The sequence below is a fragment of the Streptomyces sp. NBC_00009 genome (assembly GCF_045040855.1).
Lineage (GTDB): Bacteria > Actinomycetota > Actinomycetes > Streptomycetales > Streptomycetaceae > Streptomyces > Streptomyces aureus.
The window spans coordinates 1,179,265-1,195,665 of record NZ_CP108312.1 but is presented as its reverse complement, the minus strand read 5'-3'; the positions used below and the strand labels follow the sequence as shown (position 1 = coordinate 1,195,665).

The 16,401-nt window shown below is 70.5% G+C and carries 13 protein-coding genes; 12 read left to right on the top strand and 1 reads right to left on the bottom strand.

Annotation, left to right across the window (positions count from 1 at the left end; all coding sequences use genetic code 11):
- Positions 1 to 102: 102 nt before the first annotated feature.
- The 4 genes from OHA58_RS05405 (at position 103) to OHA58_RS05390 (ending at position 3,446) form a co-directional block, all read left to right on the top strand.
- Positions 103 to 1,440 (top strand): OFA family MFS transporter, encoded by a 1,338-nt coding sequence (locus OHA58_RS05405; RefSeq protein ID WP_405476942.1) that lies wholly within the window; start codon positions 103 to 105, stop codon positions 1,438 to 1,440.
- Positions 1,406 to 1,543, top strand: a complete 138-nt coding sequence (locus OHA58_RS05400; protein ID WP_165914588.1) for a hypothetical protein — start codon at positions 1,406 to 1,408, stop codon at positions 1,541 to 1,543. Before OHA58_RS05405 ends, OHA58_RS05400 begins: the two co-directional genes overlap by 35 nt.
- A gap of 146 nt (positions 1,544 to 1,689) precedes the next feature.
- Positions 1,690 to 2,637 carry a beta-ketoacyl-ACP synthase III gene (locus OHA58_RS05395; RefSeq protein ID WP_405476940.1) on the top strand — a complete coding sequence of 316 codons (948 nt, stop codon included), beginning with the start codon at positions 1,690 to 1,692 and terminating at the stop codon, positions 2,635 to 2,637.
- 131 nt (positions 2,638 to 2,768) lie between these two features.
- Positions 2,769 to 3,446, top strand: a complete 678-nt coding sequence (locus tag OHA58_RS05390) for a GntR family transcriptional regulator (protein ID WP_376251557.1) — start codon at positions 2,769 to 2,771, stop codon at positions 3,444 to 3,446.
- Positions 3,447 to 3,510: 64 nt separating this feature from the next.
- Here OHA58_RS05390 and OHA58_RS05385 read toward each other — a convergent pair whose 3' ends face one another.
- Entirely contained in the window at positions 3,511 to 4,767 is a 1,257-nt protein-coding gene (locus OHA58_RS05385; protein ID WP_405476938.1) for a low temperature requirement protein A, read from the bottom strand.
- Positions 4,768 to 4,976: 209 nt separating this feature from the next.
- On the opposite strand from OHA58_RS05385, the gene OHA58_RS05380 reads away from it, so the two are divergent.
- From OHA58_RS05380 to OHA58_RS05345, 8 genes are all read left to right on the top strand, one after another.
- The gene (locus tag OHA58_RS05380; protein WP_405476936.1) at positions 4,977 to 6,158 is read left to right on the top strand and encodes an ROK family protein; all 1,182 of its coding nucleotides are present in this window, start codon (positions 4,977 to 4,979) and stop codon (positions 6,156 to 6,158) included.
- Positions 6,159 to 6,256: 98 nt separating this feature from the next.
- Positions 6,257 to 7,765 carry a sugar ABC transporter ATP-binding protein gene (locus OHA58_RS05375; protein ID WP_405476934.1) on the top strand — a complete coding sequence of 503 codons (1,509 nt, stop codon included), beginning with the start codon at positions 6,257 to 6,259 and terminating at the stop codon, positions 7,763 to 7,765.
- Between the two features lie 130 nt (positions 7,766 to 7,895).
- Positions 7,896 to 8,906: an ABC transporter permease gene (locus OHA58_RS05370; protein WP_405476933.1), complete on the top strand. Its 1,011-nt coding sequence runs from the start codon at positions 7,896 to 7,898 to the stop codon at positions 8,904 to 8,906.
- A 20-nt stretch (positions 8,907 to 8,926) separates the two neighbouring features.
- Positions 8,927 to 9,970 carry a substrate-binding domain-containing protein gene (locus tag OHA58_RS05365; protein WP_405476932.1) on the top strand — a complete coding sequence of 348 codons (1,044 nt, stop codon included), beginning with the start codon at positions 8,927 to 8,929 and terminating at the stop codon, positions 9,968 to 9,970.
- A 55-nt stretch (positions 9,971 to 10,025) separates the two neighbouring features.
- Positions 10,026 to 11,228: a Gfo/Idh/MocA family protein gene (locus tag OHA58_RS05360; protein WP_405476930.1), complete on the top strand. Its 1,203-nt coding sequence runs from the start codon at positions 10,026 to 10,028 to the stop codon at positions 11,226 to 11,228.
- Positions 11,229 to 11,241: 13 nt separating this feature from the next.
- Positions 11,242 to 12,240 carry a sugar phosphate isomerase/epimerase family protein gene (locus OHA58_RS05355; protein ID WP_405476928.1) on the top strand — a complete coding sequence of 333 codons (999 nt, stop codon included), beginning with the start codon at positions 11,242 to 11,244 and terminating at the stop codon, positions 12,238 to 12,240.
- 278 nt (positions 12,241 to 12,518) lie between these two features.
- Positions 12,519 to 14,975: a PQQ-dependent sugar dehydrogenase gene (locus OHA58_RS05350; RefSeq protein ID WP_405476926.1), complete on the top strand. Its 2,457-nt coding sequence runs from the start codon at positions 12,519 to 12,521 to the stop codon at positions 14,973 to 14,975.
- Between the two features lie 15 nt (positions 14,976 to 14,990).
- Positions 14,991 to 16,349, top strand: coding sequence for a ThuA domain-containing protein (locus tag OHA58_RS05345; protein ID WP_405476924.1), 1,359 nt, complete (start codon positions 14,991 to 14,993; stop codon positions 16,347 to 16,349).
- Positions 16,350 to 16,401 lie beyond the last annotated feature (52 nt).

Genomic DNA, 16,401 nt, shown 5'->3' with positions numbered 1-16,401 from the left:
GTATGGAAGATGGGCCGACAAGAGGTGGCGCATCGCATACCGTGTACGGATTCCGGTGCGTGCTCTTCCCAACTCCCGGGCTGCTCCCTAACGTTCGGGATCATGAGGCCCCCCGTCGCGCCAACCGGCTGGAGCCGCTGGCTCGTTCCGCCCGCCGCTCTGTCCGTCCATCTCTCCATCGGCCAGGCCTACGCCTGGAGCGTCTTCAAGCCCCCGCTCGAATCCGCCATGCACCTCAGCGGCACCGAGAGCGCCCTCCCCTTCCAGCTCGGCATCGTGATGCTCGGCCTCTCCGCGGCCTTCGGCGGCACGCTCGTCGAGCGCAACGGCCCGCGCTGGGCGATGACCGTCGCCCTCATCTGCTTCTCCTCCGGCTTCCTGCTCTCCGCGCTCGGCGCCGCCACCGGACAGTTCTGGCTGATCGTCTTCGGCTACGGCTTCGTCGGCGGGATCGGCCTCGGCATCGGCTACATCTCGCCCGTATCGACCCTGATCAAATGGTTCCCCGACCGGCCCGGCATGGCCACCGGCATCGCGATCATGGGCTTCGGCGGCGGCGCGCTGATCGCCTCGCCCTGGTCCGCGCAGATGCTGGAGTCCTTCGGCGCCGACTCCTCGGGCATCGCCCTCGCCTTCCTCGTGCACGGACTCGCGTACGCCGTGTTCATGTCGCTCGGGGTGCTGCTCGTGCGGGTGCCCCGTACCGAGGGGGCGCCCAAGCCAGGGGCGCCCGCACCGCTCGAAGGGGTGCAGGTCTCGGCCCGCAGCGCCGTGCGCACCCCCCAGTTCTGGTGCCTGTGGCTCGTGCTCTGCATGAACGTGACGGCGGGCATCGGCATCCTGGAGAAGGCCGCCCCGATGATCACGGACTTCTTCAAGGACAGTGGCACCCCCGTCAGCGTCTCCGCGGCGGCGGGCTTCGTCGCGCTCCTGTCGGCGGCGAACATGGCGGGCCGCATCGGCTGGTCCTCCGCCTCCGACCTGGTCGGCCGCAAGAACGTCTACCGCCTCTACCTGGGCGTGGGCGCCGTCATGTACCTGCTGATCGCCCGCTTCGGCGACTCGTCCAAGCCCCTGTTCATCGGCTGCGCGCTGGTGATCCTCTCCTTCTACGGCGGCGGCTTCGCCACCGTCCCCGCGTACCTCAAGGACCTCTTCGGCACCTACCAGGTCGGCGCGATCCACGGCCGGCTGCTCACCGCGTGGTCCACCGCCGGAGTGCTCGGCCCGCTGATCGTCAACCGGGTCGCCGACAGCCAGGAAGAGGCCGGCAAGCACGGTCAGGACCTCTACGGCCTGTCCTTCACGATCATGATCGGTCTGCTCGTCGTCGGGTTCGCCGCCAACGAGCTGATCCGTCCCGTCCACGCCCGCCACCACATCCCCGCCCCGAGGGAGGCCACCGATGACGCAGCCGCAGAGCGCCGGCAGTCCGCCTAGCCGCCGCGCGCTCACCCTGTTCGCCTGGCTGTGGGTCGGGGTGCCGCTCGTGTACGGCCTGTACGAACTCGTGCAGAAGGCGAGGCAGCTCTTCACGGGGTAGACCGGGGCAGACCCCGGGCGCCACAGGGTGATGTGGGGCACCCTCCAACCAGGGCGCCCCAATCCTGTCGCTTTACGTGCCCTCGTACCGGTGAGTCGCTCACCAGACTGGTGGATCCGCATCTCGAACACCGAGGGGGCCCACCCATGACCGGTTCGCGCATCACCGCCGTAGGCCACTACCAGCCCGCCAGGGTTCTCACCAACGAGGACCTGGTGGCCATGGTGGACACCGACGACGCGTGGATCCGCAGCCGCGTGGGCATCCGCACCCGTCACATCGCGGGGCCCGACGAACCGGTCGACGAGCTGGCCGCGCACGCCGCGGCGAAGGCCCTCGCGGCGGCGGGGATGACGGCGAGCGACATCGACCTGGTCGTGGTCGCCACCTCCACCGCCGTCGACCGCTCGCCGAACATGGCCGCACGCGTCGCGCACCGCCTCGGCGTGCCCTCGCCCGCCGCGCTCGACGTCAACGTGGTGTGCGCGGGCTTCACGCACGCGCTCGCCACCGCCGATCACGCCGTACGGGCGGGTGCCGCGACGCGCGCCCTGGTGATCGGCGCCGACAAGATGTCCGCCGTCACCGACTGGACGGACCGCACCACCTGCGTCCTCGTCGGCGACGGCGCTGGCGCCGTCGTGGTCGAGGCCTGCCCGCCCGGCGACGAGCCGGGCATCGGGCCCGTCCTGTGGGGTTCCGTGCCCGAGATGGGCAACGCCGTGCGCATCGAGGGCGAGCCTGCGCGCTTCGCGCAGGAGGGCCAGAGCGTCTACCGCTGGGCGACACAGCAGCTGCCGCCGCTGGCCCGCGCGGCGTGCGAGCGGGCCGGGTACACGCCCGCGGATCTGGCCGCCGTCGTCCTGCACCAGGCGAACCTGCGGATCATCGAACCGCTCGCCGAGAAGATCGGCGCGGTGAACGCCGTCGTCGCGCGTGACGTCGTCGACTCGGGCAACACATCTGCCGCCAGCGTCCCGCTCGCCTTCTCCAAGCTCGTCGAGCGCGGCGAGATCCGCAGCGGCCAGCCGGTGCTGCTCTTCGGATTCGGCGGCAACCTGTCCTACGCGGGCCAGGTCGTCCACTGTCCCTGAGCAGGCGTGATTTCGCGGCGTTCACGGGTGTGACGAGACCGACTCCCGCCCCTACTGGCCATTGTGCTCGGTAGACTGTAGACGAAAGCCAATTCATACTGGCTTCTCCGTTGCACAGGAGGGGGACCGCGATGTTGTCCACAGGACTGCCGCAGGGGGCGGTGCCCAAGCTCGAGCGCCCCGGACCGCTGCGCGAGCGGGTCTACGAGGCGCTGCTCGAACTGATCACGACGCGTGCACTTCAGCCCGGCCAGCACCTGGTCGAGAGCGAACTCGCCGGGCACCTGGGGGTGTCGAGGCAGCCCGTGCGGGAGGCGCTCCAGCGGCTGAACACGGAGGGCTGGGTCGATCTCCGTCCCGCGCAGGGCGCCTTCGTGCACGAGCCGACCGAGGACGAGGCGGACCAGCTCCTCACGGTCCGTACGCTCCTGGAGGCCGAGGCGGCCCGCCTTGCCGCAGCGAACGCCGGCAAGCCCGGGATCACCGCACTCGAAGAGCTGTGCGCCAGAGGCGAGCAGGCCGTCGCCGACGGCGACGTCGAACTCGTCGTCGCCACGAACGCCGCCTTCCACGCCAAGGTCATGGAACTCGCGGGGAACGTCGTCCTCGGAGAACTCGCCGGACAGGTCGACCGCCGCGTGCGCTGGTACTACCAGCCGGTGGCCCGCCAGCGCGGCAAGCAGTCCTGGATCGAGCACCGCGAGCTGATCGCGGCGATCGCGCAGCGGGACGAGGCACGCGCGACGGCGGTCATGCGGGCCCACACCGAGCACACCCGCGAGACGTACCACCGGCGCGACCAGGCATAGGCGCAAGGGACGCGCCGCCCGCGGATCACGGTCGGGGCGCGCCCCTGAAGAGGGCGCGGGGCCGCTACATATGCGGCTCCGCCGCGTGGGCGCGACCAGCCACAGACAACCCGTCGCCCGAAGGAACGCCCCGACAGGCCCGCGCCTCCGCGGCCAGCATCGCCACAAGGATCACGACGAGCGCGACGAGTTCCGCCACGGCGGCCACCTGCGTCCCGAGCAGCGCCGAGCCGAGCACCACCGGCACGGCTGCCGCCCTGAAGGCCAGCGGGGAGAGCCGCATCGCGGTCCTGAACGCGACATCGCCGGCCAGGAACAGCGCGACACCGCCCGCGAGCGCGAGCGCGGGCCCGCTGTGCAGATGCTCGCCGAGGTGCCCGAGCGACTTCTTCACGCCCGCTGCGAGGAACGCGACGCCGAGCAGCATCGGCAGGAAGGCGTAGTAGTACGCGTTCATCGCGAGGCGGAACCGGCGCGCGGGCGACGTCGCCCGGAACGTCTCCTCGGCCGCGCCCTCGTCCCGTACGAAGTACGTCCACCACAGCGCGACCGCGACCGCCAGCGCCAGGAACGCGCCCCCGAACAGGCCCACCGTCAGCGGCTGGTCGCCGATGCCGATGCCGATCGCGATGACGGACTCGCCGAACGCGATGATCAGGAGCAGGCCGTGGCGCTCCACGAAGTGCCCCGGCTCCAGTCCGCCGAGCTGACCCCTGAGGTCGTCCGTCGTGCGCCCGCCCCGGCCGCGGGGGCCGATCTGGGCGAGGAACGGCGTCACGATCTGGAGCACGATCGCGAGCACCCACCACGCGTCGGCGGCGAGCCCGTGGAAGAACCCGGCCGTCGTCACGGCGAGCGCGGCCAGCGCGTTCGGCACCGCGTACCAGATCACGTCACGGCCGTGGCTGCGCGTGTACAGCGCGCTGTGCACCACGACCACGAGCAGGAACCCGAGGCCGAAGACCACGCCGCCGTCGGTGAAGGCGCGCGGGATGGCGAGCGCGCACACGAGGAACGCGCCCATCCCGACGATGAGCAGCAGTCGGCGTGAGAGCCGGTCGGGCGGCACCTGGTTGGTGAGGTAGGCGTAGGCGCCGTACATCCAGAACAGCACGACGAAGACGATGACGACCCGCCCCGCCGTGGCGAACGACAGGTCGTGCGCCAGCAGCACGGTGATCTGCGTCAGGGTGAAGACGAAGACGAGGTCGAAGAAGAGCTCCAGCGTGCTGACCCGCAGTTCCGCGGCGGGCTGCTCCGCTCTCCGCCCGGCGGGCCGTTCCTCTCCCTGCTCCGCCGGCGCGCGCGTGCTCTCCGTCATTCCAACCCCCTTGTGACGTCCATCAGTTGTGCGAGCGACAGGGTACGCGGATCCTCCCTCCCGGCTCTTTGTCCTGTCACTGGAGAAAGTCATGGGTAATTGCTGCGCAACTTCTTCCCACTCCCGGCAAGCACTGCTACGTTCCCCTCGAAAGCCCGAAGACGGGACGACAGGCGGCCCGGTGAGGCGGTGAGGGGCACGTGAGACGCATGACGGCTCGACCCGCGAACGCGCACCAGGCGCGTCTGCTGCGTCTGCTGCGTGACGGCGGACCCAACTCCCGGGCCCAGCTGGGCGATCAGATCGACCTCTCGCGGTCGAAGCTGGCCGTCGAGGTGGACCGGCTCCTGGAGACGGGCCTCGTCGTGGCCGACGGACTCGCCGCCTCGCGCGGCGGGCGCCGCTCCCACAACATCCGGCTCGCCCCCGAACTGCGTTTCCTCGGCGTCGACATCGGCGCGACCTCGGTCGACGTCGCCGTCACCAACGCCGAACTGGAAGTCCTCGGGCACATCAACCAGCCCCTGGACGTCCGCGAGGGTCCGGTCGCCGTCTTCGAGCAAGTGCTCGCGCTGGCGGCCAAGTTGAGGGCCTCCGGGCTCGCCGAGGGGTTCGACGGAGCCGGGATCGGCGTCCCCGGACCCGTCCGGTTCCCCGAGGGCGTGCCGGTCGCGCCGCCGATCATGCCGGGCTGGGACGGGTTCCCCGTCCGCGAGGCCCTCAGCCAGGAACTCGGCTGCCCGGTCATGGTCGACAACGACGTGAACCTGATGGCGATGGGGGAGCAGCACGCGGGCGTCGCCCGCTCCGCGCGCGACTTCCTCTGCGTCAAGATCGGCACGGGCATCGGCTGCGGCATCGTCGTCGGCGGAGAGGTCTACCGCGGTACGACGGGCAGCGCCGGCGACATCGGCCACATCCAGGTCGAGCCCGACGGACGCCAGTGCGCCTGCGGCAACAAGGGCTGCCTGGAGGCCTACTTCAGCGGCGCGGCACTCGCCCGCGACGCCGAGGAGGCCGCCCGCGAGGGCCGTTCCGGCGAACTCGCGGCCCTGCTCGAAGGGGCCGGGAAACTCAGCGCCGCCGACGTGGCCGTCGCGGCGGCCGCCGGTGACGCCACCGCACTCGATCTCATCCGCGAGGGCGGCAACCGCACCGGGCAGGTCATCGCCTCACTCGTCAGCTTCTTCAACCCGGGCCTCGTGGTGATCGGGGGTGGCGTGACCGGCCTCGGCCACACGCTGCTCGCCGCCCTGCGTACCCAGGTCTACCGCCAGTCGCTGCCCCTGGCGACCGGCAACCTCCCCATTGTCCTGGGCGAGCTCGGCCCCACCGCCGGAGTCATCGGCGCGGCCCGCCTGATCAGCGACCACCTGTTCTCACCGGCGTAACACCGCCCGGCGTAACACCGCACGCGATCACCACACCAGTACGGCGTTCAGCTCCGCCCTGCCCTGACACCGGCCCGCATCCGCCGAGGGGATCACTCATGGCACCGGAACCACCCCTGCTCACCATGTCCGGCATCACCAAGTCGTTCCCCGGTGTCCGCGCCCTCGACGGCGTGGACCTGGCGGTCCTGGCCGGTGAGGTGCACTGCCTGCTCGGCCAGAACGGCGCGGGGAAGTCCACCCTCATCAAGGTCCTCGCCGGCGCCCACCAGCCCGACGACGGCACGATCACCTGGCGCGGCGAGCGCACGGTGCTCAAGTCGCCCATCGCCGCGATGCGCCTCGGCATCGCCACCATCTACCAGGAACTCGACCTGGTGGAAGGGCTGTCCGTCGCCGAGAACGTCTACCTCGGACACGAGCCGACCACCGCCGGCTTCGTGGTCCGCGGACGCGACGCCCGCACCACAACTGCTGCACTGCTTAAGCGACTTGGGCACAGCGAGATCGATCCGGGCACGCTCGTCGGCGACCTCTCGGCGGCCCAGCAGCAGATCGTGTCCATGGCCCGCGCGCTCTCCCACGACGTCCGTCTCATCGTCATGGACGAACCCTCGGCCGCCCTCGACCCGGACGAGGTCGACAACCTCTTCCGCATCGTCGACTCCCTCACCGCCGACGGCGTCGCCGTCGTCTACATCTCGCACCGCCTGGAAGAGATCCGCCGGATCGGCGACCGCGTCACCGTCCTCAAGGACGGCCGGGCGGTCGCGGGCGGACTGCCCGCGAAGGAGACGCCGACCCGCGACGTGGTCGCCCTCATGACCGGCCGGAACGTCGAGTACGTGTTTCCCGACCGACCCACGGGCCCCCCGCTCACCGAACCCGTCCTCACCGTCAAGAACCTGTCCCGGCAAGGGGAGTTCGCGCCGCTCGACCTGGAACTTCGGCCCGGCGAGATCGTCGGCCTCGCGGGCCTCGTCGGCTCGGGACGCTCGGAGATCCTGGAGACGATCTACGGCGCGCGCAAGGCCAGCACCGGACAAGTCGTCGTCGACGGACAGGTGTTGCGGCCCGGCAGCGTACGCGCCGCCGTCCGCGCCGGGCTCGGCCTCGCCCCCGAGGAGCGCAAGGCACAAGCCCTCCTCATGCTGGAGTCCGTCACCCGCAACGTCTCGGTCTCCTCCATGTCCCGTTTCTCGTACGGAGGTTGGCTCGACCGCGGCAAAGAGCTCGACGCCGCGCGGGCCGCGACCCGCGAGCTGTCCCTGCGCCCCGACAACCCGTCCGCGCCGGTGCGCACCCTCTCCGGGGGCAACCAGCAAAAGGCCGTCCTCGCCCGCTGGCTCCTGCGCGGCTGCCGCGTCCTCCTCCTCGACGAGCCGACCCGAGGCGTGGACGTCGGCGCCCGCGCCGAGCTCTACGCCGTCATCCGCCGCCTCGCCGACGACGGCCTCGCGGTCCTCCTGGTCTCCAGCGAGGTCCCCGAGGTCCTCGGCCTCGCGGACCGGGTCCTGGTGCTGAGGGAGGGCCGGGTCGTCCACGAGGCCCCGGCGGCGGCCCTGGATGAACACAGGGTCCTGGACCTGGTACTGGCCGGGGCATGAGGCGCCCCTTCAGGGGGCTCAGCTACGACGAACCCGCACACGAGCGACGACGAGGGCGCCCCTTTAGGGGCGCGGGGAACTGCGCAAACGCCCGCCACAACGAACCCGCACACGAAGGGAGCCCGGCACCATGACCCAGCCCGCATCCCCCGCCCGGCCCGCCACCCCGAAGACCACGCCCGCCGGCCCCCGCCCGAGAGGGTTCCGCCCAGACGTGCGGACCCTGTCCCTAGTGGGCGTATTGGCCGCCCTGGTCCTGATAGGCGGAATCACCCAGCCCGACTCGTTCCTCGACACGAACAACGTGCAGCTGATCCTCACGCAGGCGTCCGTCATCGGTGTCGTCACCGTCGGCATGACCTTCGTGATCATCTCCGGCGGCATCGACCTGTCGGTCGGCGCGATCGTCGCCCTCGCGAGCGTCTGGGCGACCACCGTCGCGACGCAGGACTACGGCTTCGCCGGAATCCTGTTCACCGCCGTCGTCGTGGGCGTCGGCTGCGGACTGGTCAACGGGCTGCTGATCGCGTACGGCGGCATGGTCCCCTTCATCGCCACCCTCGCGATGCTCGCGTCGGGCCGCGGTCTCGCCCTCCAGATCACCGACGGCAAGACGCAGACCGTGTCCGTGGACAGCGTCCTCAAGCTCGGCGAGCGCGACGCCTACATCCTCGGCATCCCGCCGCTCGTCCTCGTGTTCGCCGCCGTCACGGTCGTCGGCTGGCTGGTCCTGAACCGTACGACGTTCGGCCGCCGCTCCGTCGCCGTCGGCGGCAACGCCGAGGCCGCGCGGCTCGCCGGCATCGACGTACGCCGCCAGCGCCTCTACCTCTACCTCCTGTCGGGCCTGTGCTGCGGCATCGCGGCCTTCCTCCTGATCGTCCTCGCCGGTTCCGGACAGAACACGAACGGCAACCTCTACGAACTCGACGCCATCGCCGCCGCGATCATCGGCGGCACCCTGCTGACCGGCGGCCGGGGCACCATCACCGGCTCCGTGCTCGGCGTACTGATCTTCACCACGATCACCAACATCTTCGCGCTCAACAATCTGCAGAGCGACGTCCAGCAGATCGCCAAGGGGGCGATCATCGTCGCCGCGGTCCTGGTCCAGCGACGCACCTCCACCACCACTTCTTGACCCGGGAAGGGCCCACCGACATGCCAGAGACCACGAGCCGCAGAGGACTGCTCTTCGGGGCGGCAGCCGCCGTCACCACGGGCGGACTGCTCACCGCCTGCACGAGCAACGAGCCCAAGGACGCGAAGCCCGCGGCGAACGACAAGCCCGCCGCGGACGACAAGCCGGGCAAGCACGTCACCATCGGGTTCGCGGGACCGCAGGCCGACCACGGCTGGCTGAACGCGATCAACGACAACGCCACGGAACGTGCCAAGAAGTACTCCGACGTCACCCTGGAGGCGACGGAGGGCTCGAACGACACCGCCGCGCAGATCGGGCAGGTCGAGACGCTCATCAACAAGAAGGTCGACGTCCTGGTGATCCTGCCGGCCGACGGCAAGGCCCTCACCCAGGTCGGCCTGAAGGCGATGCGCGCCGGGATCCCCGTCGTCAACCTCGACCGGATCTTCAACACCCCGCAGGCGTACCGCTGCTGGATCGGCGGCGACAACTACGGCATGGGCCTGAGCGCCGGCAACTACATCGGTGAGCAGCTCAAGGACAAGAAGAACGCCAAGGTCGTCGAGCTCGCGGGCCTCGACAACCTGGAGCTCACCAAGCAGCGCACCCAGGGCTTCGACGACGCCCTGAAGAACTTCCCGAACGTCAGGAAGGTCGCCCGACAGGCCGCCGAGTTCACCGTCGAGTCGGGCCAGTCGAAGATGTCGCAGCTCCTCCAGGCGCAGAAGAACTTCGACGCCCTGTGGAACCACGACGACGACCAGGGTGTCGGCGCCCTGCGCGCCATCAAGCAGGCCGGACGTGACGACTTCCTGATGGTGGGCGGCGCCGGAGCGCTCTCCGCCATGCAGGCCATCGAGGCCGGCAACAGCGTCCTGAAGGCGACCGTCCTCTACCCGCCGACCATGGCCGCCTCCGCGATCGACCTCGCGCGCGCCCTCGGCCAGGGCAAGGGCGTCAGCGGCATGGCCGAGTTCGAGATCCCGGCCCACGTGACGCTCTTCTCGGCGGTCGTCGACAAGGACAACGTCGCCCAGTACATGCCGACCGGTTTCAAGTGATGGATGCCCCCACAGCGCATCTCGCGGGGCCGGCGTCGACGAGGAGGACTACTGCATGGGCACGACTCAGGAGCCCGGGGCAAGGCCGCGCCCCCTGGGTGTCGGCATGGTCGGCTACGCCTTCATGGGCGCCGCCCACTCCCAGGGCTGGCGCACCGTGGGCCGCGTCTTCGACCTGCCGCTGCGACCGGTGCTCGCGGCCGTCTGCGGCAGGGACGGGCAGGCCGTCCGAGCCGCGGCCGACCGGCTCGGCTGGGCCGCGGCCGAGACGGACTGGCGGGCGCTGATCGCCCGGGACGACGTCGACGTCGTCGACATCTGCACCCCGGGCGACAGCCATGCCGAGATCGCCGTCGCGGCCCTGGAGGCGGGCAAGCACGTGCTGTGCGAGAAGCCGCTCGCCAACACGGTGGACGAGGCCGAGGCGATGGTCGAGGCCGCCGAACGGGCCCGTGTGCGGGGTCAGTTGGCGATGACGGGCTTCAACTACCGGCGGGTCCCCGCCACCGCGCTCGCCCGCCGCATGGTCGAGGAGGGCCGCCTCGGCGCCCTGCGCCACGTCCGCGTCTCCTACCTCCAGGACTGGCTCGTCGACCCCGACTTCCCGCTCACCTGGCGGCTGAAGAAGGAGTACGCGGGCTCGGGCGCCCTCGGCGACCTGGGCGCGCACGCCGTCGACCTCGCGCAGTACCTGGCAGGGGAGTCCCTCGTCGGGGTCTCCGCGCTCACCGAGACGTTCGTACGGGAACGGCCGATCCTGGAGGGGGCGTCGGCCGGGCTCGCGGCGGGCGGCGGCGGGACAGGGCGCGGCCCCGTGACGGTGGACGACGCGGCGCTCTTCACGGCCCGCTTCGCCTCCGGGGCGCTCGGCTCCTTCGAGGCGACCCGCTTCGCGTCCGGCCGCAAGAACGCCCTGCGCATCGAACTCAACGGCGAGAAGGGCTCGTTGGCCTTCGACCTGGAGCGCCTCAACGAGCTCTCGTTCCACGACCACACCGAACCCGGGGTCAGCGCCGGCTTCCGCCGCATCCTCGTCACCGAGCCCGGCCACCCCTACCTGGAGGCCTGGTGGCCGCCGGGCCACGGCCTCGGCTACGAGCACACCTTCGTGCACCAGGCCCGCGATCTGGTCCATGCCATCGCGGCAGGCCGGCAGCCCGAACCGTCCTTCGCCGAGGGCCTGCGCGTGCAGCGCGTGCTCGCCGCCGTGGAGGAGAGCGCGCTCAAGAACTCCGTCTACACCCCCATCCCGGTCTGAGGAGGCACGGCTCATGCCACGCCAGTTCACCCTGTTCACCGGACAGTGGGCCGACCTGCCGCTCGAAGAGGTGTGCAGGCTGGCCCGCGACTTCGGCTACGACGGCCTCGAACTCGCCTGCTGGGGCGACCACTTCGAGGTCGACAAGGCCCTCGCGGACCCCGGCTACCTCGACTCGCGCCGTGCCCTGCTCGACAAGTACGGCCTCAAGTGCTGGGCGATCTCCAACCACCTGGTGGGGCAGGCGGTGTGCGACGCGATCATCGACGAGCGCCACCGGGCGATCCTGCCGGCCCGCATCTGGGGCGACGGCGAGGCCGAGGGCGTACGACGGCGGGCCGCGGCCGAGATGGAGGACACTGCACGGGCCGCGGCGGCCTTCGGTGTCGACACCGTCATCGGCTTCACCGGCTCGTCCATCTGGCATCTGGTCGCCATGTTCCCGCCCGCGTCCGAGTCGATGATCGAGCGCGGCTACCAGGACTTCGCCGACCGCTGGAACCCCATCCTCGACGTGTTCGACGAGAACGGTGTCCTGTTCGCGCACGAGGTCCACCCGTCGGAGATCGCGTACGACTACTGGACCACGCAGCGCGCCCTCGACGCCGTCGATCACCGGGCCGCCTTCGGCCTGAACTTCGACCCCAGTCACTTCGTGTGGCAGGACCTCGACCCGGTCGGCTTCCTGTGGGACTTCCGTGACCGGATCTACCACGTCGACTGCAAGGAGGCCCGGCGCCGCCTGGACGGCCGCAACGGCCGCCTCGGCTCGCACCTGCCCTGGGGCGACCCGCGCCGCGGCTGGGACTTCGTCTCCGCGGGCCACGGCGACGTGCCCTGGGAGGACGTCTTCCGGATGCTGCGCTCCATCGACTACGAGGGCCCGATCTCGGTCGAGTGGGAGGACGCCGGTATGGACCGCCTCCAGGGCGCGCCAGAGGCCCTCAGGCACCTCAAGACCTTCGACTTCGAGCCCCCGACCTCATCCTTCGATTCGGCGTTCAGCAACTAGCCCCCCGAAACCAGCGCCCCGAAGGGGCGCGGGGCTGTATCGATTTGCGGCTCCGCCGCGTGTGCGCGACCAGCCCCAACGGTCGCGCAGTCGCTGAACCCTGCCCAGACACCCCTTTGTCTTCACGCAGGAGAAAGCCTCAACAACCTTACGCACAAGGGCTATCCGAACCAGACAAACGCGGCTAGCTTCGTTGGCGCCTACATGGCAACCGCTTACCCGGGGTGACGGCGCACCCCGTCCACAGCACGTCCCGCCCCCCTTTCCGGAGGAACCCCGTGCACAGGAAACGCCCGAGATTCCGCAAGGCACTCGCACTCCTCACCGGCTCACTTCTCGCCGGAGCCTCACTCGCGATCGGCGCCCCGCACGCCGGCGCGGCGCCCGCCCCCGACGCCGCGGTCGCCGCCGCTGAGGACTTCCAGCAGGTCACCCTCGCCAAGGGCGCCGAAGAGGTCGGCGAGCCCATGTCGCTCGCCGTCCTGCCGGACCGCAAGGTCCTGCACACCTCCCGCGACGGCGTCCTGCGCCTGACCGACGAGAACGGCACCACCAAGGTCGCCGGCAAGCTCGACGTCTACTCCCACGACGAAGAGGGCCTCCAAGGCGTCGGCGTGGACCCGAAGTTCAGCGACAACCACTTCATCTACCTCTACTACGCGCCTCCGCTCGACACCCCCGCGGGCGACGCCCCGAACGACGGCACGGCCGCGGACTTCAAGCCCTTCGACGGCCACAACCAGCTCTCCCGCTTCGTCCTCAACGCGGACGGCACCCTCGACAACGCCAGCGAGAAGAAGATCCTCGAAGTCCCCACCTCGCGCGGCATCTGCTGCCACGTCGGCGGTGACATCGACTTCGACAAGGAGGGCAACCTCTATCTGTCGACGGGAGACGACTCCAACCCCTTCGCCTCCGACGGCTACAGCCCGATCGACGAGCAGGCGACCCGCAACCCGGCCTACGACGCCCGGCGTTCGGCCGGCAACAGCAACGACCTGCGCGGCAAGGTCCTGCGCATCAAGGTCAACGACGACGCCACGTACTCCATACCCGACGGCAACCTCTTCGCCCCGGGCACGGACAAGACCCGCCCCGAGATCTACGCGATGGGCTTCCGCAACCCGTTCCGGATGAGCGTCGACAAGCCGACCGGCATCGTCTACGTCGGTGACTACGGACCCGACGCCGGCGCCGCCGACCCGAAGCGCGGCCCCGCGGGCCAGGTCGAGTTCGACCGGGTCACGAAGGCCGGCAACTTCGGCTGGCCCTACTGCACGGGCAACAACGACGCGTACATCGACTACGACTTCGCCACCAAGACGTCCGGCGCCGCCTTCGACTGCGCCGCGCCGAAGAACACCTCGCCCCACAACACGGGCCTCGTCGACCTGCCGCCCGCGCAGCCGGCCTGGATCCCCTACGACGGCGGCTCCGTGCCCGAGTTCGGCACCGGCTCCGAGTCCCCGATGGGCGGCCCGGTCTACCGCTACGACGCGGCGAACACCTCGCCCGTGAAGTTCCCCGAGGCCTACGACGGCGACTTCTTCGCCGGAGAGTTCGGCCGCCAGTGGATCAAGCGCATCGAGCAGGACGGCGACGGCAAGGTCACCTCGATCAACCCGTTCCCGTGGACCGGCACGCAGGTGATGGACATGGCCTTCGGACCGGACGGCGCACTGTACGTCCTGGACTACGGCCTGTCCTGGTTCGGCGGTGACGAGCACTCCGGCCTCTACCGCATCGAGAACGCCACCGACGGCCACTCACCCGTCGTCGACGCCAAGGTCGACAAGACCTCGGGCCAGGCCCCGCTGAAGGCCCGCTTCTCCTCGACCGCGACCGACGCCGACAGCGACGCGCTGACGTACTCCTGGAACTTCGGTGACGGCACCAGCGGCACGGGCGCGGCGCCCAGCCACACGTACAAGAAGAACGGCACCTACACCGCGACCGTCACCGCCAAGGACACCACGGGCCGCACCGGCAGCGCCGACGTCCACCTCGTCGTCGGCAACACCGCGCCCAAGGTGACCCTCGAACTCCCCGCGGACGGCGAGCTGTTCACCTTCGGCGACAAGGTGCCCTTCAAGGTGAAGGTCACCGACCCGGAGGACGGGACGATCGACTGCTCCAAGGTCAAGGTCACCCACATCCTCGGCCACGACAGCCACGGCCACCCGGTCACCTCGGCCAACGGCTGCTCGGGGACCATTCAGACCTCCGCCGACAGTGAGCACGACGCGAACGCCAACGTCTTCGGGGTCTTCGACGCCGAGTACACGGACCAGGGCGCCAACGGCCAGCCCGCGCTGACCACCCACGACCAGAACGTCACCCAGCCCAAGCACCGCCAGGCCGAGCACTTCGGTGACTCCAAGGGCGTGAGCATCACTGCTCACACCCCGGCGGAGGGCGGCAAGACGGTCGGCGACATCAACAACGGTGACTGGATCTCCTTCAAGCCGTACGTCCTGAGCAACGCCACGTCGTTCACCGCGCGCGTCGCGTCCGCCGGCAGCGGCGGCACCCTCGAGATCCGCAGCGGCTCCGCCACCGGCAAGCTCCTCGGCAGCGCCAAGGTCGAACCCACCGGGTCCTGGGAGACGTACAAGGACGTCACCGGCACCATCAGCCGGGCGCCCGACACGACCACGACACTCTTCCTGGTCTTCAAGGGTGCGGGCACCGACGCCCTCTACGACGTGGACGACTTCACCTTCACCACCGGCTGAGGAAGGAGCAGGACTGTGCGCACCTCCACCCGTATCGCGCTCGCGGCCTCCGCGGCCGCCCTGCTCATCGGCTGCGTCTCCGCTCCCGCGTCCTCCTCACCGGGGGACGCGGGGGCGGGGGGCCGGGTCCTGGTCTTCTCGAAGACCGCGGGCTTCCGCCACGACTCGATCCCCGACGGGATCGCCGCCGTGAAGGACCTGGGCGCAGCGAACGGCTTCGCCGTCGACGCCACCGAGGACGCCGGCGCCTTCACCGACGCCAACCTGCGCCGCTACGACGCCGTCGTCTTCCTCTCCACCACCGGCGACGTGCTCGGCCCCGACCAGCAGACCGCCTTCGAGGACTACATCAGGAAGGGCGGCGGCTACGTCGGCGTCCACGCGGCCGCCGACACCGAGTACGACTGGCCGTTCTACGGCGGCCTCGCCGGCGCCTACTTCCAGAACCACCCGGCGATCCAGCCCGCCACGCTCAGGGTCGAGGACCGCGGCAACCCGGCCACGGCCCACCTCGACCGGGCCTGGAACCGCACCGACGAGTGGTACAACTACCGCTCCAACCCGCGCGAGCACGCCCATGTGCTCGCCTCGCTCGACGAGTCGTCGTACACCGGCGGCACCATGGCGGGCGACCACCCCCTCTCCTGGTGCCAGAACTACCAGGGCGGGCGCTCCTTCTACACGGGCGCCGGCCACACCAAGGAGTCGTACGCCGACCCCGCCTTCCGGCAGCACCTGCTCGGCGGGATCCGCTGGGCGGCAGGCAGAGCGCAGGCCGACTGCCGGCCCGAGAACGGCTACACGTCCCTGTTCGACGGGACGACGCAGTCGCTCAAGGACTGGAAGCAGGCGGGACCCGGCGCCTTCACGCTCTCCGACGACGGCACCCTGACGTCGACCGGCGGCATGGGGATGCTCTGGTACTCGGGCCGCTCGCTCGGCTCGTACTCCCTGAAGCTCGACTGGAAGATGGCCGGGGACGACAACTCCGGTGTCTTCGTGGGCTTCCCGGAGTCCGACGACCCCTGGTCGGCCGTGAACAACGGCTACGAGGTCCAGATCGACGCGACCGACGCACCCGACCGCACCACCGGGTCCGTCTACAGCTTCCAGTCGGCCGACGTGAAGAAGCGCGACCGCGCGCTGAACCCGCCGGGGGAGTGGAACACGTACGAGATCCGGGTCGAGGGCGAACGCCTGCGGATCTGGCTCAACGGCGTGAAGGTCAACGACTTCACCAACACCGACCCCGCCCGGAGCCTGCGCGACGGGTACGTCGGGATCCAGAACCACGGCAACGACGACCAGGTGTCCTTCCGTGACATCCGGGTCAAGGACCTGCCCGCGAAGCCGGGCGCCGGGTCCGGCCACTAGACGACGGCGGGCGGGGGACGCCGGACCCCCGCCCGTCGTCCCGCACCACCGC

What these genes read in the sequence shown, in the direction of transcription:
- OHA58_RS05405 (WP_405476942.1), top strand. Translation starts at nt 103, where the DNA reads ATGAGGCCCCCCGTCGCGCCAACCGGCTGGAGCCGCTGGCTCGTTCCG.
- OHA58_RS05400 (WP_165914588.1), top strand. Translation starts at nt 1,406, where the DNA reads ATGACGCAGCCGCAGAGCGCCGGCAGTCCGCCTAGCCGCCGCGCGCTC.
- OHA58_RS05395 (WP_405476940.1), top strand. Translation starts at nt 1,690, where the DNA reads ATGACCGGTTCGCGCATCACCGCCGTAGGCCACTACCAGCCCGCCAGG.
- OHA58_RS05390 (WP_376251557.1), top strand. Translation starts at nt 2,769, where the DNA reads ATGTTGTCCACAGGACTGCCGCAGGGGGCGGTGCCCAAGCTCGAGCGC.
- OHA58_RS05385 (WP_405476938.1), bottom strand. Translation starts at nt 4,767, where the DNA reads ATGACGGAGAGCACGCGCGCGCCGGCGGAGCAGGGAGAGGAACGGCCC.
- OHA58_RS05380 (WP_405476936.1), top strand. Translation starts at nt 4,977, where the DNA reads ATGACGGCTCGACCCGCGAACGCGCACCAGGCGCGTCTGCTGCGTCTG.
- OHA58_RS05375 (WP_405476934.1), top strand. Translation starts at nt 6,257, where the DNA reads ATGGCACCGGAACCACCCCTGCTCACCATGTCCGGCATCACCAAGTCG.
- OHA58_RS05370 (WP_405476933.1), top strand. Translation starts at nt 7,896, where the DNA reads ATGACCCAGCCCGCATCCCCCGCCCGGCCCGCCACCCCGAAGACCACG.
- OHA58_RS05365 (WP_405476932.1), top strand. Translation starts at nt 8,927, where the DNA reads ATGCCAGAGACCACGAGCCGCAGAGGACTGCTCTTCGGGGCGGCAGCC.
- OHA58_RS05360 (WP_405476930.1), top strand. Translation starts at nt 10,026, where the DNA reads ATGGGCACGACTCAGGAGCCCGGGGCAAGGCCGCGCCCCCTGGGTGTC.
- OHA58_RS05355 (WP_405476928.1), top strand. Translation starts at nt 11,242, where the DNA reads ATGCCACGCCAGTTCACCCTGTTCACCGGACAGTGGGCCGACCTGCCG.